Genomic DNA, 16297 nt, shown 5'->3' with positions numbered 1-16297 from the left:
CTGCAAGGGTTGTCTTGATTAATAGCCGCATGTCGCCTATTTAAAGCAGATGCATTGCAAGTACAGATTCACGGGTATCCGGAGGCGCTAGAATGAACGTTCGGCAGAGTATGGCATTGGCATTATGTGTGGTGGCAGCGACGGTACTGGCTGGCTGTGCTCCGCGCGGCGGAGATACCGTTGCCGCCAGCAGTGAATGGCGGCTGCAGAATCTGGAAGCGAATCAGCTTGAAATGCAGGAAAAAGACCGCGCTGCCGGTGCCGAAATGCGCAGCAGGCTTCAGGCGCTGGAAAACAGACTGGAACGTCTGGAAAAGAAGCTGGAAGATACCGGCAGCATGAATGCCGCTGCACAGGCGGATGCTGAAGCCCGTAAAGCCGCGGAGAATGCGAAGCAGTACGCCTCAACGGCACCTGCACCTGCACCTGCATCGGCGCCTGCTCCTGTTGCAGCGCCGCAGCAGAGTCCGGTACAGGCCGCAGGGCATGCAGCCTCTGCAAAGAAGGCCCCTGCTTCACAGCCGGCTGATGAGACGGCTCGCTATCAGGCCGGTGTAAAAGCGGTGATGAATGAAGATGTGAAGACCGGCCGCAGCATTCTGGAAGCTTTTCTGGCTGATTTTCCCAAAAGCGGCCTTGCCCCCAACGCGTCCTACTGGCTTGGTGAAACCTATTACCACGAAAAGCGTTACGCCGAAGCCATTCTTACCTTTAAAGAGGTGGTACGCAATTATCCCAAGCACGAGAAAGCCGCCGCAGCCATGTTGAAAACAGGCTATGCGTACGAAATGCTGGGCGATAAAAGCAATGCCCGTTTTTATCTGCAGACCCTTGTGGATGAATATTCCGCTTCAGAACCTGCTGCCCTTGCGCGCAAGCGTTTGAAATCGCTGTAACAACAGGGGTTGCTTTCCGTGTCTTCTTCCTGCCGCAGAGGCTCTTCATGTGCGGGTGCACAGATGGAAACGATATCTGAACACCCCGACGCATACACGCTGAAGCGGATGGACGAAGCCGGACGTCGTAACTTCTGGGCTTCTCTGGCGTTGCGGTATTCCTGCGGGATTGGTCCCCGTACATGGAAGCGCCTGCTTACGTGGTACGGATCGCCCTATGCTGCCGTGATGGATGTTGCGGACTGGGCTGCTGCCGGTGTGCCTGCCACCCGGGCCGATTCATGCCGCCGCGGGCTTTGGAGAGAGCAGGCCCGTGCTGAATGGGATGCGGTAGGCAAGGCAGGCTACAAAATTCTGCTGTGGAACGATCCCCGCTATCCTGAACGGTTGAAAGAGATTCCCGACCCGCCGCTGTTTCTTTATTATCTGGGAGATGCCTCGCTGCTGTCGGCGCCCATGGTGGGTGTGGTGGGTGCGCGGCGTTGTTCACGCTACGGGCTGGATGTGGCAGCTTGCATCAGCCGCGAACTGTCACGCAGAGGAATCACCATTGCGTCGGGGCTTGCAAGGGGGATAGACCGGCAGGCACATATTGCCGCTCTGGAGGGTATAGGCAGTTCTGTGGCGGTGCTGGGCAACGGGCCGGACCAGATTTATCCGCCGGAAAACAGAGATGTGCTTTTTTCTCTTGCGGGCCGGGGGCTGGTAGTGACGGAGTTTGCTCCGGGAGTACCCCCTGAAAGCAAAAATTTTCCCGTGCGTAACAGAATAATCAGCGGTTTGTCGCTGGGCATTCTGGTTGTTGAGGCGGCCGCCCGCAGCGGCAGCCTGATAACCGCACGTCTGGCTCTGGAGCAGGGAAGAGAGGTTTTCGCCGTTCCGGGAAGGATTACCGCCCAGACTTCTTCCGGCTGCCACGAGCTGATAAAGCAGGGGGCCCGTACCGTGTGCGGTGCGGAGGACATCCTGCTGGAACTGGCCCCGCTGCTTAGGGCTGCTGCGGAAAACCCGTCGTCACCCGCCGTGCAGGAACCGATGCATCCGCATACGGCACACTCCGTGCTGCAGTCTGCCGGTGCATGTTGCCACTCCGATGTGCCGTCTGTAGTTGCGGCCGCACCGGCAGATGGCGGCGCGGCAGGTACGGAACCTGCAGCTTCTCCGGCAGATGCTGACGGGCAGAAGGTTCTTGCAGTACTTGCACGTCGGGGCGGGCTTCATATAGATGTGCTGTGCAGGGAACTGGACTGGGATGCGGGAAGAGTAAGTGCCGCCCTGCTGCTTCTGGAAATAGCCGGCAGCGTGCGGCAGGCTCCCGGCATGCTTTACTGCCCGGCGTAATGATGCTGTTCTGACAGGACGGATGACAATATATGCAGAAAATACCGCTTAAACTTGCCGCTGCCGGTATGAAGCTGGCTAAAAGTGTGGAACGTGCCGACGGCATTGTTCTGGTGGGTGAAGGCACGGAACTGAGTGACCCGCTTATTACGCGAATCGGACAGGCCGGGGTTTCATCCATAGTGGTTCAGGGCAGCCCCGTGGATATGGACGGGCTGGAAGGCGGTGCCGACTATGGCAGAATCCGCGGGCGTCTGGAGCATCTTTTCCGTAAGCACCGCGACGACAGATTCATGGCGGCTCTGCACGGCACATTTGACAGATATTTTCGCGCCAAAGCCGCCGAAGCCGCTGCCGAGGCCGCAGCTTTGCGCTCTCTGGAAGAAAATGATGCCGATGACTCTGTGCAGGCGGATGCCTGAAAGGTGGAACAGTGACTCAGGATCTCGCAACGCAATATAAAGGTCAGATTCTGGCTGTAAAAAATCTGCCCACGCTGCCCACGGCACTGGAAGAAGTCTCCCGCCTTGTGGAAGACCCGAATTCATCCACCGAGCAGATAGCCCGAGTCATAGCGTATGATCAGGTGCTTTCGGCAAAAGTGCTCAAGATGGTCAATTCACCCATCTACGGTTTTCCGGGGCGCATATCGTCTGTGCAACATGCCCTTGTGCTGCTGGGGTTCAATGTCATCCGCGGGCTTATCATTTCCACTTCGGTTTTTGATGATATGAATAAAACCATGGTGGGGTTGTGGGATCACAGCGTGGGGTGTGCCCTTGCCTGCGGCGAGGTGGCCCGTGTGCTCGGTTTTAAAGATCCGGAAGAGTATGCTGTGGCCGGTCTGCTGCATGATCTGGGCAAGGTTGTGACTGCCGTGCAGCTGCCGCAGGCCAAAAAAGCGCTGGATGTGCTGGTCCGCACAGAAGATATCACCTATCTGGAGGCGGAAAAGAGGGTGCTGGGCTTCGGCCACGACAGGGTCAACCTGTGGCTGGGCAGACACTGGAATCTGCCCCCCAACATCTGTGAGGCCATAGCCTATCATCACAAACCGCTGTCGGCCCAGAACTATACCCAGTTTGCCTGCGTGGTGCACGTGGGGAATTTTCTGACCAGAGTGTTCGAATACGGCAACGGCGGCGATGACAATGTTCCGTATATGCTGCCGCATGCCATGAAGCTGCTTAAGCTGAACCAGCGGATGCTGGAACAGGTGCTGGACGCATTGTGCGCCAAGTTTATTGAAGTGGCTGATCTTAAACTGGGATAGGCAAGACATGCCGCAGTTAGGAGACGGACAGATGGCCCGCTGTATGCGTGCCTTTCTGCTTACGTGCGATCCGGCCCTGCCCGGCACCGTGTCGGCGTTATGGCCTTCCGAAGTCATACGCTGGACTGTTTTTGAGCGGGGGGCCGCTGCTCTTGAATCGCTTTTTTCCGAGCCGCCTGATCTGGTGCTGGTGGATATGCAGCTTGCCGACATGCAGGGAACTGACCTTGTCCGCATGATGAAAAGCGAGAATGTATACCGCCATATACCGGTAGTGCTTTTCGTTCCGTCTGCCGTTCTGGAGCAAGGCATGGACTGGTCGCTGGTGGAGGCCGATGATTTTCTTGTACGCCCGTGCGGTCCTGCCGAGCTGCAGGCACGGGTGGAGCTGACCATAAGCCGGGCTTCGCGGTCGCTGGACGCCAACCCGCTTACAAGACTGCCGGGCAACACATCCATCATTCACTTTATTCAGGAACAGCTCGATAAAAAAGCGGACTATGCCTTCGGGTATGCCGATCTGGATCATTTCAAGTCGTTCAATGACAAATACGGTTTTTCGCGCGGTGATGAAGCCCTGATGATGACTGCGCGGATTATTGTCAACATTATAAAGGCATATGCGGGAACGGTATCCTTTGTTGGGCATGTGGGCGGGGATGATTTTGTCTTCGGCCTGCCGGAGGATTGTATCGAAAGTGCCTGCCAGCGGATTGTGTCGAGTTTCGATTCCATCGTACCGCATTTTTATGATGCGGAAGACAGAGCACGCTCGGGTATAGTTTCCACAGACAGGCAGGGAAACGTGTGTTCGTTTCCGTTGATGGCCATCTCCATTGCTGTTGTGATGAACACGGGCGGAAGGCTGCAGCATTATGGCGAGGTGTCTGCCATTGCCTCTGCTCTGAAGAAGAAAGCAAAGGAAGATCCACGGAGTAATTATGTCATGGACAGGCGGCGCGCCTGATTTCAACCTGCCACCTCTGCCGGATACGGCCGAAATGTATATGGGGTATCTTGCGCTGGAAAAGGGCTATTCTTCAGCTACAGTGCGCGGGTATGCGTGTGATCTTGCGCAGTTTGAAGATTTTTTGCAGCGGCGGGACATGTCTCTGGATACGCCTGCGGACATAGTGCCCCGTACTATCCATGATTTTCTGGCTGACCTGCACAGGCAGCATGTGGGCAAGTCTTCCATGGGGCGCAAACTTTCCGCCCTGCGTGGTTTTTTCAGATATCTGGCCCGCAAGGGCTTTATACGTTCTGTTCCTACGGAAGGTATAACAAACCCCCGGCAGGCGCAGCGCAGCCCCAGAGCGTTGAACGTGGATCAGGCGTATGCTGTGCTGGATACCAGAACTCAGGCAGCTTCCCGTGCGCAGGTGCACGTGCGGCAGGCACATAAAAGAGAGCAGCTGACACGCGATCTGGCTCTGGCGGAGCTGCTTTACGGTTCAGGCCTGCGTATATCAGAGGCTCTTGCCCTTGACCTGTGCCATACAGACCCTTCAAGCGGGCTTATAAAGGTGACGGGTAAAGGCAGCAAGGAGCGGATTGTACCTCTTTCCGATACCAGCCGGCAGGCATTGCAGCTGTGGCTTGATGTACGCGAAACGCTGGATGTTTCCGGCGGAGCGGAACAGGCTGTTTTTCTGGGCGCGCGCGGCGGACGCCTGAACAGGCGGCAGGCGCTGCGCATCATTGAAGACCTGTGCCGCGCGGCCGGTCTGCCGCAGGCCGTATCGCCCCATGCTCTGCGGCATTCTTTTGCCACCCACCTGCTGGAGGCGGGTGCCGACATGCGCAGTGTGCAGGAGCTGCTGGGCCATGAACGCCTTACCACTACACAGCGTTATACGCATCTGACGTTGCGTAAAATTGTAGAGGTATACGACAGGGCACACCCCGGAAGCAAAGCGGGTAAAGGCGGCTCCAAATAACAACGCATTGTGATGCAGCGGGGGGGCTGACCAGTCTGCTGCTGTTTTGCCGGGGAAGCTTGCGCTGCGGGCCGGAGGCTGCAAAAAAAAAAGCGCCCCCTTTCGGGAGCGCTTTGTATCAGCTTGTCCGGGGAAGGGGGTGCGACAGCCGTGAGGCCTCGAACTCTTCTTTGAGCGAGTCCACAAGCTCTTTTACCGACTGTATCTTGTCCACACGGTGAACATTGGTGCCCGAAAAAGCGAACCCTTTGTTGAGGTTGCCTTTTTTGGCATTTAACAGTGCGGCAGCTATGCAGTATGGGCTTTTTTCCACTTTGCAGGAATGTATGCAGTGGAAGGCGCATTTGACGGGCTGGCGTCTGCCTTCATCCACATCTTTTACAAACTGGCTGCGTATGGCTCTGCCGGGCATGCCCACAGGGCTTTTTATCACAACCACATCTTCCTGTTTTGCATCGACATACGCCTGCTTAAAGCGGTCGTCGGCGTCGCATTCATGCGTGGCCACAAAACGGGTGCCCATCTGTACACCGGCTGCGCCCATATCGATGTAGCTGCGGATGTCGTCGCCGCTGTACACACCGCCTGCGGCAATCACCGGAATACGTCTGTTACGCTGTGCTTCAAAGGGCTTTACAGCTTCAATGACCTGCGGAATGACTTTTTCAAGCGCAAACTCGGGGTCATCAAGCTCTTCGGGCTTAAAACCCAGATGTCCGCCTGCTTTGGGACCTTCCACCACAAAGGCATCGGGCAGGTAGTCAAAGCGGTTCAGCCATTTTTTGCAGATGATTGAAGCCGCGCGTGCAGAGGATACAATGGGCACCAGTTTGGTGCGCACTTCTTCCTTGCCCTGTTCACTGGCTTCTTTAAGGTATCTGGGCAGATCAAGCGGCAGTCCGGCACCGGAGAAAATCACATCGATTTTTTCGTCGATGGATGTTTTTACCAGATCGGCAAAATTGGTCAGCGCAACCATAATGTTAACGCCGAGGATGCCTCTGGTCATCTCTTTGGCTTTGCGTATTTCTTTGCGCAAGGCGCGGATGTTCGCCTCAAGCGGATTTTTAGCCACGTCCGGTTCGTTCATGCCAATCATGGCACCGGCAATTACGCCTATGCCGCCCTCGTTGGCTACGGCGCTTGCCAGACCAGAAAGCGAGATTCCTACACCCATCCCTCCCTGGATAATAGGAACTCTGGCGACGATGTCGCCGATTTTAAGGTTTGGAAAAACCATGATTCAGTCCTCCGTGGGGCAGAACAGCCCCTTATGATGATGCTGCCGGTCCGTCGGGAACGACAGCGGAAGGGCAGGGCGTCCGGTGGACGCACCTATCCCGTTGGTCCCTCAAGGCGAAATGTACACAGATTGGCGTAAAAGCACCAGTCACAATGTTTTCCGCGTCGCGGGCGAAAACAGGAGGATGTGGTCATGTGTTGCAGAAGAAAGCCGATTATGGCGGGAATCTGGTGGGCCGCTGCATGTTGCACTTCGTCTCGCCCGGCGGCGGTAAAGAGCATTTCTTCCTTGCCGCTGTCACGCAGGGCTATCCAGCCGGCATTGCCGGCAGGCCTGCCGCAGGCGGTTGCATACAGATAAAGATAGAAAGGCAGCTGGATACTGCGCAGAGCATCGGAAAGAAGGGGCAGGGGGTCGTCTTCGGCTGCCGGATGCCAGCGTGCGATTTTTTCCCACAGGTCTTCACTTTTCCATACCTCCTGTGCGGGTTTGCGTGCTGTGCCTGTCTTGTAATCCAGCACTATGTCGCAGCCGTTGCGTTCGTCCACCCTGTCCAGCCTTCCGGCAATCCAGTACGTGCTGCCTCCGGCTTCGACTTTTGCCTCCAGTGCCTCTTCCAGCTTCAGAATGCGTGTTGTTTCCGGCTGGTTATTCAAGAAACGGGTCAGGCGTTCCGGACCGGCAACACTGAGCATGCAGTAGGAGTCATAAGGCAAAGTGTCCTGCAGGCCGCTTGAATGCAGCCGCTGATGAAACAGGCCGGTAAGGGCTTTGGCATCCAGTTGTCCGCGTGTGATTTCTTGTCCTGCATACGGGGTGAAAAACTCCTGCAGCACCGCGTGCATCAGGTCTCCCACGCCCAGATGGTCATCGCCTTCGTTAACCTGCTCAGCAGGAGCGATGCGGCACAGGCGCTCATAAAAAAAGCTCACGGGACAACGTAGGTAGCTGTCGAGCATGGTTGCTGAAACGGGACGGGCGAGGAGTTCGCGTATTCTGTCGTCTATGGCGGCCGAGCGCGGTATAACGGCATCATGCAGACTGATGGCCGGAATGGAGTAGGAAACGGCATGCAGAGGCGGTGTACCTGCCTGCAGCAGGCGGCCTGTGCGCTGTTCGTCCTGCCATATGAGCTCTTCAAGAAAGCGGCTGCGCTGTTTTTTTTCGTCGAACAACCCTGATTGTGTTGTGCCAGCCTGATACAACAGGGTTACTTCGCGGGCGCCTTTGATCAGGCGGAAAAAGTTATAGGCCGAAACCCGTTCTCTGTGGCGGATGTCGGGCAGCCCCAGCAGTCCCCGCAGATTTTCGGGCAGCAGCGGATCGTTGGCAGGCACTCCGGGCAGGTTGTTTTCGGTGGCGTCCAGCACATAGACGCGCCGGAAGCGCAACAGGCGGGCCTCCAGCATGCCCATAACCTGAAGTCCGGTGAGCGGTTCCGCCTCGAAAGGCACCCGTTCCGCGTTCATCACTTCGCGCAGTATGGTGTACAGCAGGCCGGAATCAAGTTCTGCATCGCGGACGGTACTTTCTCTCAGGGCCGGAATGACCCTGTGCATCAGGCGGTACATGCATTCGGCATCGACGGGAAAGCGTTTCCACATATCGGCGCCTTGTTCCAGCAGCAGCGTGCACATATCTGCCAGCACGCCGGCAAGCTGCTGCGGAGTGGATACGCGTTCCCAGCGTGTGAGTGTAAGGTCGAAGATACGCGAGACCAGCGCGGCAAGAGCTTCGTCATCCACGGCGGCCGTACCGGCACCGGTTGCGTCTGCCTCCGCAAGGTATTCTATTTGCAGGTTCCGCGGGTCGGTATGGCGCGCCCCCTGACGTACGGAGCGCTCCATATGACGGAAAACCTGCTGCAGGGGCCGCGCGTTGTGCAGCGACAGCATCTTGAGATACGGGTGCCGGATGAGGTCTATTATTCTGCGCCATGGGTAGCCGGAGGGAGTACGCCCCTCCTGCAGATCCATGATGGTATCCAGCAGCTGGGCCAGCGGAGACTTGCCCAGAGGATAGCCCATGGAGATGTTGACGTCTTTGCGCGGCAGATGATGCAGCAGCGGCATAAGCATGCCGGAGTCGGGCAACACGACGGCGGACTGCTCCAGCGAGTCGGTCTGCGTCAGTTTTTTCTGCAGGGCGTCAAGCTGTGAATGCAGGTCAAAGCCTTCATGGTATTCGATGGTTGCGTGCCGGTCTTCAGGCTCTTCCAGCAGAACTGTTCCGGCCTGCCATTGTTCCAGCAGCGATTCATGCTCTTTGCAAGACCAGTGAACGGGTTTTTTTGCGGCAAGGGCAGGGTCTGTATGCAGCACCATATGCGCCCCGCAGGCAGAACGCAGCGTGGTGAATACCTTTTTTTCCACACCGGTCAGTCCGTAAAATCCTGCTATAAATATTATTTTTCCGGCGAACATGGCGGGAAGGCTGTCAGCAGCATGTGCGGCCCTGAATGCATCGTATCCCGGTGTTGTCCAGTTTTCTGCATCAAGACGGCCGGTATACAGCCGGTGTATGCTGCCCAGCTGTTCCAGCAGGCGGGCAGCAAAGTCCACCACATCGCCTTCCATGTAGTGATAGTCGTCAGGCTCCAGACCCTGATTGTAAAAGTCTTCCAGCAGTGCCGCCAGACGCATGCCCCAGGGGAAGAAGCGCCTTGCGTCGGTCAGGGGCAGAGCGCTCAGCGGACCGCGAGGAGTAAATGTTGCACTGGCAGGCATTTCCCCGGCAGAGGGGGGCTGTTCACCTATTCCCAGTTCCCGCACACATTCAAGCAGCAGCCCCACTCGGTCGAGCAGCTCAATGGTACGGGGCTGTGCCGTGCTGCCGGCCGTGCTGACGGCGGACAGAAACTCGCTGACGGGGAGTATCTGGGGAATAAGGCAGGGCCTCGGGATGTCAGGTGATGTACGGAACAGATCAAGCAGATATCTGCGGGGTCTGCTGTGCGGGAACACAATGACCGCACGTCCGGTTTCACCATCGGTATGTTCCGTCACATAGCGCAGCAGTGCCTGAAGAAAGTCGTTCTGCCACGGTATAATGGCCACAGGGGGAATTGTCCGGTCAGAAAAAGTCATGGGGGTTGCTTCCGTGGTTATACCGTGACTGTTTGCTGCAGATCCAGATAGATGATGACGCCTGCCGCAGGCACGGGGGAAATCTGCCGCAGCAGGTTGAGATAGCGCGATACCTGCTGCCTGTGGGCGGCAGATTGTGCTCCGGTTTTGTATTCCACAACGGTACGGGTGTGCCCGTCATCCACCAGCAGGTCCACACGGTGCAAAGCACCGTCGGCGTCCATGACGCTTTGTTCCGGTTGTCCGTGCGCAAGCCAGCGGGGCATGTCAGGCAGAGAGGCAGCCCAGCGCAGCATGCCATGCAGTTCCTGCGCGGTGCTTTCTTTGTCCGGTACAGGAAAAGGGCATTTTTCCAGCGCATGGCTGACAGCTCTGCGGATATCGCTTTCCGTGTCACCTGTCAGCTTGAGTGACTCCATGCAGCTGTGCGCCAGTTCTCCCCGTCTGCGTTCGTCAAAAACCACATCTTCAAGCGGATTGCGGAAAATCTTGAGCGTGGGCAACCAGTCCATGGGCATCCAGCTCTGCAGCGCCGCTGCCGGTTCCGCAGGGGCGGAACATGGGGCGGAGCCAGCGCATGGCTGCTGCACGGCATCGGCGGTTGTGCCGGCGGGGCTGCTGCCTGCAGCCTGTGCGTGCGGTGTTTCGCCCCATTGCACCGTTTCGCCCCGTGCGGGGTAATCTTCTCCCAGCATGACACGCAGAGCGGATAGCATAGGTGCTTTATTTTCGTTGCGGGAGGTGCAGCCGAGAAAGGCATGCAGTTCATCCACGGGACGGGTCCACGCCACATACAGCAGATTAAGTTGCTCACATGCGTCACGTGCCCGTGCGGCGTACCACTGCGCACCCAGTTCGGCACAGGCTGCAACCATGACGTCCTGCCCGTCCACAGTGGTGCGCACCGGCGTGTTGTCGTTTTGCAGCGTGTGATGATGAAATGGGATGATGACCACCGGAAATTCAAGGCCTTTGGATTTATGCATGGTCATGATGCGCACCGCATCAAGATTATCGGGCATGGGCACTTTTTCTTCCGTGCCGTGTTGCTGCCAGTATTCCAGAAATGTGGACAACGAGCGCAGTCCTCTGGCATCCGCAGCGTGGACTATTTCCAGAAACCTGCGGATGAACACGGTATCCGCAGGGTGGCGGCGGCAGACCATGAACCGGTTGAAAAGTTCCTGCACCGTATCATACGCGCTCATCAGGCCTGCCTGAGTATAAAACGGGGCAAACCATGTTTTCCATATGTCGGGGTAAGTTTCCCGCAGCCATGTGATGAGCGGCCTGTCACCGCGCGTTGCAAGCTGCCCGTCAAGGCTGGCACGAGCGAGTCCGCCTGCTCCGCCGAACAGTTCGCATCCGCAGAGCACTTCGCACAGCGCCAGTTCATCCAGCGGGTAGTCGAGAAAACGCAAAAATGCCACGGTCTGCGTGATCAGCGGGTGGTCGGCAAGCCGCAGACTGTTTTCGGTGATGATGGGAATATCCCATTCCACAAGCCATTCGGCCACCCGTCCGGCTTCAGGGTTTGAGCGGACCAGTACGGCAATGTCGCGCCACTGGCGGCGTCCGGAAAGTTCTTCAGTGATAAGTCTGTGCAGTTCTTCCTTCACACTTTCATACAGATCTTCCGAAGAATCGGCGTACAGGTCGTACAGCCGTACCAGACCGCCCGAGCCTTGTCTGTGTTCCGGCACCTGCTGGGCGGTGCCGGTAAAGGAGCGCAGAATGCGTGACGCTGCTTCTTGGATAACTTCTTCGGGAGCGTCGTCATCGCAGATGGCGCGTGCGGCAGCCAGTGCTGATTGGCCGGAACCGAGGGGCTCGAACAGCCGGTTGTTGGTGGTCACCACAATTTCGCTGCTCCGCCAGTTGAACGGCAGGAGCAGCTGGCGCGGAGAGGGGCATATGGCCCGCAGTTCCGGTTCTTCCAGAGCGCCGTCAAACAGGTCGGAATCGCCGCCGCGCCAGCTGTAAATGGCCTGCTTTACGTCGCCCACGTAAGTGACGCTGCCCCCCTTGGCCAGACATTCCGTGGCCAGCGGCATGATGGCCTGCCACTGATCCCGGCTGGTATCCTGAAATTCGTCCACCAGCAGATGCGTAAGGCGGGTGCCCATGCGGCAGAACGCTTCGGACGCGCCGGCCTCGCCGGACAGCACGGTGCGGGCATAAGCGGGCCAGAGCGCGTTGGGTACCAGCCCTTCCTGCTTGAGCATGCTCTGGGCCTGTTCTGTAAGCAGGTTGATAAGGGTGATGAACGGCGCCTGCTGCAGGGCGCGGCGCATCAGTTTGCCTTCCCTGCTCAGCCAGCCGTACGCTCTGGTCAGTTCATCATGGGCACGGCGCATGTCTGCAGATGCGGTTCCCTTTGATTTTTTGTTCAGGCAGTCGTCAATATCCGGCTTGGTTCCCATTTTTGATTCGGGAACGACGGAAAGACTGCCGAGAGGCGGCAGTTTTTTGAGAAAATTGACATAGTGCGCACTGGCTGCCAGTTTTTCGCGTTCAATGCCCTGCAGAAGAAAACCTGCGGATGCCTGCAGTGCATGCATATGTTCCGCCATGCGGGCCTTCAGCTCTGCGGCGTCGACGCAAGGCATTTCTTCCTCGGGATGGCGCAGGCGGTACCGCATAAGGTGAAGCAGCCTTTCGCGCAGGGAGTTGCCCGCCATAAAGCCCTGCATGTCGGCGTGATACAGCAGCGACTCCGAAGCATCCACCAGCTGTTGCCGGAGCTGATGAGAGCCGCTGCGGGCCTGTTCGAGCATGCGTTCGTACAGCGGGGTGAAAATTTCCTCTTCGTCAAAGACCGGCTCGAAGTCCGGCGGCAGGCCGAGCTCTAGAGCACACAGCCGTACAAGCATATGCAGCAGGCTGTCTATGGTGCGCACATTGAGCGAAGAATACCGCCGCAGCATGGTGTTCACCCAGCGGCGCGCTCCGGACGCCGGCCAGTCAGCCGCGGGGCCGCTGGCGCCCATGCCCAGAGCCCGTTCCTTTAGGGTACGGATAATGCGTTCCTGCATTTCCGTGGCGGCCTTGTTGGTGAAGGTGACGGCCAGTATTTCAGGCCAGCAGTAAGCCGCGCCCGCAGGGGCTAATGCACAGGCGGCGGAAGACTCTTCGGACGCGGCGCGCAGCCGGTCAAGAAATTCACCGGTAAGCCGGTACGTTTTGCCGGAACCGGCAGACGCCTTTATCTGTTGCAGCATGTTACGCTCTGGGGCAGCTTCTGGCTTCGGGCGGAACCATACCGGCCAGATGGCTCTGACCTGTTGATTCGAGCACCGCACGCCAGAAGTCGGAGATGATATTGAGTTTGCGCCGCTTGCTGGTCACAAGGTCCAGCGGAAGATGAATATACCTGTCCATCAGTTTTGCCACAACCATGCCTGTTTTACCGGCCATGCCGGCGTGTACGGCGTTTTGGCCCAGAAAACCGCAGTATACCCTGTCGTTGGCATTGGCAGGGACTGATCTGATGATATAACTGGGGTCTATGTATTTAAGCGTGTGCGGTATGCCCAGTTTGTCAAAGTGTGATTTGATTTCCGTGCGCAGCAGAGTTGCAATGTCGCCCAGAATAGGGTTGCCGCTGGCGTCGGTGTCATGCGAACCCGAAAGCAGATGCTGGCCGGCACCTTCTGCCACCACGATGACGGCATGGCTGCGTTCGCGCAGCCGCTGGGCCAGTGCATTGAGCAGACCGTCTTCACCGTGCAGGGTGAAAGGAGTCTCCGGTACCAGAACAAAATTCACTTCTTTGAGCGACAATGTCGCCTGCGCGGCAATGAAGCCCGATTCGCGCCCCATGAGTTTGACCAGTCCTATGCCGTTCATGGCGCCCACAGCTTCGGTGTGTGCGCACTGAATAGCCTCGGTGGCTTTGTCCACAGCGGTTTCAAACCCGAATGACTGGCTGATGAAATTGATATCATTGTCGATGGTTTTGGGAATGCCTATCACGCTGATTTTCAGCCTGCGCTGATTGATCTCGCCGGTTATGGATCTGACGGCCTTCATGGTGCCGTCGCCCCCAATCATAAAAAGAATATTGACGTTCATCCGCTCCAGAGCGTCCACTATTTCTTCCGGCGACTGCGGCCCGCGCGAAGAACCCAGAATGGTGCCGCCGAACTGGTGTATGTCGCCCACAAGGGCGGGCGTCAGTTCCACCACGTCATGGCCGTAGCGGGGAATGAACCCTTCAAGCCCGTACTTGATGCCCAGCACTGCGGGAACGCGGTAGTTGTGGTACGCTTCCATCACTATGGCGCGGATGACATCATTGATGCCGGGGCACAGCCCGCCGGAGGTGACAATGGCGCATTTGGTTTTGGAAGTGTCAAAGTAGACATGACGGCGGGGGCCGGCAGGCTCGAATGTGAGCGGAACTACTTCATCGCCCAGTTCTTCAACCTGATCGTGATCAAGAAACAGACTGAGTCCCTGCTCTTCGTTGGCAAAGCGGCAGTATGACAGAGGCGACGGAATTTTGGCCGGTCCCAGATTGGGGATGGTGGTGTCCAGAACTATGGAACCGCTTTCAAAACGGGTGGCAGTCATGCTTCCTCCTGAATACAGGTTGGCTGATGAACAAAGGCAAAAGTATCACATGGTTGTTTGCTTTTCCAGATGCCTCACATGACGATAGCGGGATTTGCCCCTTTCTGCCTGTATTTTTTGTTACGGACAGGCGCATAAAAAAGGCCGGAACGCTTCCGGCCTTTTTGTAAAACGGGAGAGAACCGGCTATTCCCACGGAGTGGCAGGATACTGTGTTCCCAGCTGGGTGTCTATCATGGCCAGTGCGGTTTCTTTAATAACCACTGCATTATGGCGGCTTTTTGTGCAGTCTCCCACCACAGGCAGAATGTTGACACAGAAACGCAGAGAGTGGGCTGCAAGATCAAGCAACGTATTGGCTGCAGAGGTGAGAATGCAGTAGTTTTTCCATACGTACATCATTTCGCTGCGCACGCGGTGGCGCACGACTTCCGTGCCGTACAGATCAAAATCGTGCACTTCCTGTTTCATGGCAAAACCGTCCAGCAGGCGGACTCTGGCCTGAGGCACATATGCTGTTTTTCTTGCGGGATTAAGCGCTTTGTGCACGCGGCGGCAGAAATCAGTATCTGCAAATCCTCCGAAAAAGCGTTCGTCCAGCGGGCCGAGACAGCGGAAGGCTTCCATGCGTACGCAGGCAAAGCTGAAAGGCACGCTTTGAACTTCTGCGGGTTGCTCCATGCGTCTGCCACCATAGGCAGCATGATTAAGGCATGTGGCGGGAGCCATGGCGGCAAGGCCGAAAGCTTCGGTGAATTTTGTCAGAAAACCGGGCAAACGGCGGGCACCGCGGACGGTGAGTTCTTTTTTGTCCACCACTTTGCCGCCGGCAATGGCACAGTCGGTGTGTGTTTCCATGTGGTCAAGAATGCGGCGCAGAGAGCCGGGCAGTACTTCCGTACGCGGATCAAGAAAAAATACCAGATCACCGGTGGCTTGCCGCAGAGCTTTGTTGGCTGCTGCTGCAAATCCTGTGTCCGTGGTGTTTTCAATAACAGTGACGGCGCTGCCGGCATTGCGGGCGCTGCGGGCGGTGCCGTCGGCAGAGGCGTTATCCACAACAAAAATCTCGGCTTCCGCGCCCAGAGCAGACACGTCGGCCAGTGCGCCGAAAACAGATTCGAGGCAGCTTCCGATGTACTTGTTGACGTTTCGGGTTACGATAACGAATGATAGTTTCATGGCGAATCCTTTGGGCTAGCCCGCTTTGGCAAGGCCGACTTCGGCTGCGATGGGGCTGATTGCGTCAATGGCGATCTGCAGAAAATCACCAAGCTCCAGGCCAATCTGCTCACATTCCCGTATTCTGTCTCTGTTGACACTGGCGGCAAACGCCTTGTCCTTCATTTTCTTTTTAAGGCTCTTGGGTGTCATGCCCTGCATACCCTGAGGGCGTACCAGCGCGTTTGTGGCCACCAGGCCGGTCACGCTTTCGCTGCAGCGCAGGGCCCAGTCCAGTGCGGACTGCGGCGCATGGCCGGTACATTCTGAATTGTGGGCGCGTATGGCGGCCAGAGCAGATTCGGGCAGTTTTTCTGCCAGCAGATCCATAGCCACCAGGCCATGGCGTTGGGGGGTGTCTTTGGTCAGAGGAAAATCGATGTCATGCAGCAGTCCGACCAGGCCCCACAGGTCTGCGTCTTCGCCTTTACGCTGTGCGACATTGCGCATGACAGCTTCGGACTGGAGGGCGTGGTGCACAAGGTGCGGCTCGGGACCCGGACCGCGAAGCAACTCCAGCGCTTCGGTTCTGGTCAGCATGAACGTTCTCCTTTCAGAGCGGTCTTCGTCCGGAAACATGCCGGACTTATTTTTATTCCGGAGCTAGTTAAATAATGCACAATCGTCCTGCTGACAACCACAGAATGGCTTTATTGACAGCTTGCTCATAAAAGCGGAAAAGAGGAGGTTATTTCGTACAGTAAATAAAAAGGCGTGTGAAA

Annotated in this window: 12 protein-coding genes; 6 read left to right on the top strand and 6 right to left on the bottom strand. The window is 57.1% G+C overall.

The features are described 5' to 3' along the window. The first annotated feature begins 92 nt into the window (after positions 1-92). The 6 genes from ybgF (at position 93) to H586_RS0103575 (ending at position 5450) form a co-directional block, all read left to right on the top strand. On the top strand, positions 93-896 hold the full coding sequence (gene ybgF, locus H586_RS18035; protein WP_155891342.1) for a tol-pal system protein YbgF: 804 nt from the start codon (positions 93-95) through the stop codon (positions 894-896). 63 nt (positions 897-959) lie between these two features. Further along, positions 960-2237: a DNA-processing protein DprA gene (gene dprA / locus H586_RS0103595; RefSeq protein WP_051363844.1), complete on the top strand. Its 1278-nt coding sequence runs from the start codon at positions 960-962 to the stop codon at positions 2235-2237. A 32-nt stretch (positions 2238-2269) separates the two neighbouring features. Continuing rightward, positions 2270-2659 carry a hypothetical protein gene (locus H586_RS0103590; RefSeq protein WP_011367538.1) on the top strand — a complete coding sequence of 130 codons (390 nt, stop codon included), beginning with the start codon at positions 2270-2272 and terminating at the stop codon, positions 2657-2659. Positions 2660-2670: 11 nt separating this feature from the next. After that, a complete protein-coding gene (locus H586_RS0103585; RefSeq protein ID WP_011367539.1) occupies positions 2671-3510 on the top strand; it encodes an HDOD domain-containing protein in 840 nt (279 codons plus the stop codon). Positions 3511-3517: 7 nt separating this feature from the next. Then, on the top strand, positions 3518-4477 hold the full coding sequence (locus H586_RS0103580; protein WP_011367540.1) for a GGDEF domain-containing response regulator: 960 nt from the start codon (positions 3518-3520) through the stop codon (positions 4475-4477). Further along, complete coding sequence (locus H586_RS0103575; RefSeq protein ID WP_011367541.1) at positions 4452-5450, top strand: tyrosine recombinase XerC; 999 nt, start codon at positions 4452-4454, stop codon at positions 5448-5450. The genes H586_RS0103580 and H586_RS0103575 overlap by 26 nt, the downstream gene beginning before the upstream one ends. Positions 5451-5568: 118 nt before the next feature. On the opposite strand, the gene H586_RS0103570 is transcribed toward H586_RS0103575, so the two are convergent. The 6 genes from H586_RS0103570 to H586_RS0103540 form a co-directional block, all read right to left on the bottom strand. Then, positions 5569-6690, bottom strand: coding sequence for an NAD(P)H-dependent flavin oxidoreductase (locus H586_RS0103570; RefSeq protein ID WP_027181386.1), 1122 nt, complete (start codon positions 6688-6690; stop codon positions 5569-5571). A gap of 95 nt (positions 6691-6785) precedes the next feature. Further along, entirely contained in the window at positions 6786-9779 is a 2994-nt protein-coding gene (locus H586_RS18030) for a PD-(D/E)XK nuclease family protein (protein ID WP_051363843.1), read from the bottom strand. A gap of 17 nt (positions 9780-9796) precedes the next feature. After that, a complete protein-coding gene (locus tag H586_RS0103560) occupies positions 9797-13000 on the bottom strand; it encodes a UvrD-helicase domain-containing protein (protein ID WP_027181385.1) in 3204 nt (1067 codons plus the stop codon). A gap of 1 nt (position 13001) precedes the next feature. Beyond that, complete coding sequence (locus tag H586_RS0103555; protein ID WP_027181384.1) at positions 13002-14354, bottom strand: ATP-dependent 6-phosphofructokinase; 1353 nt, start codon at positions 14352-14354, stop codon at positions 13002-13004. A gap of 186 nt (positions 14355-14540) precedes the next feature. After that, entirely contained in the window at positions 14541-15536 is a 996-nt protein-coding gene (locus H586_RS0103545; protein ID WP_027181383.1) for a glycosyltransferase, read from the bottom strand. 15 nt (positions 15537-15551) lie between these two features. Further along, entirely contained in the window at positions 15552-16115 is a 564-nt protein-coding gene (locus H586_RS0103540; protein WP_027181382.1) for an HD domain-containing protein, read from the bottom strand. Between the last annotated feature and the right edge of the window lie 182 nt (positions 16116-16297).

Source organism: Oleidesulfovibrio alaskensis DSM 16109, assembly GCF_000482745.1.
Classification (GTDB): domain Bacteria; phylum Desulfobacterota; class Desulfovibrionia; order Desulfovibrionales; family Desulfovibrionaceae; genus Oleidesulfovibrio; species Oleidesulfovibrio alaskensis.
This window is presented reverse-complemented; position numbering and strand designations above follow the sequence as displayed.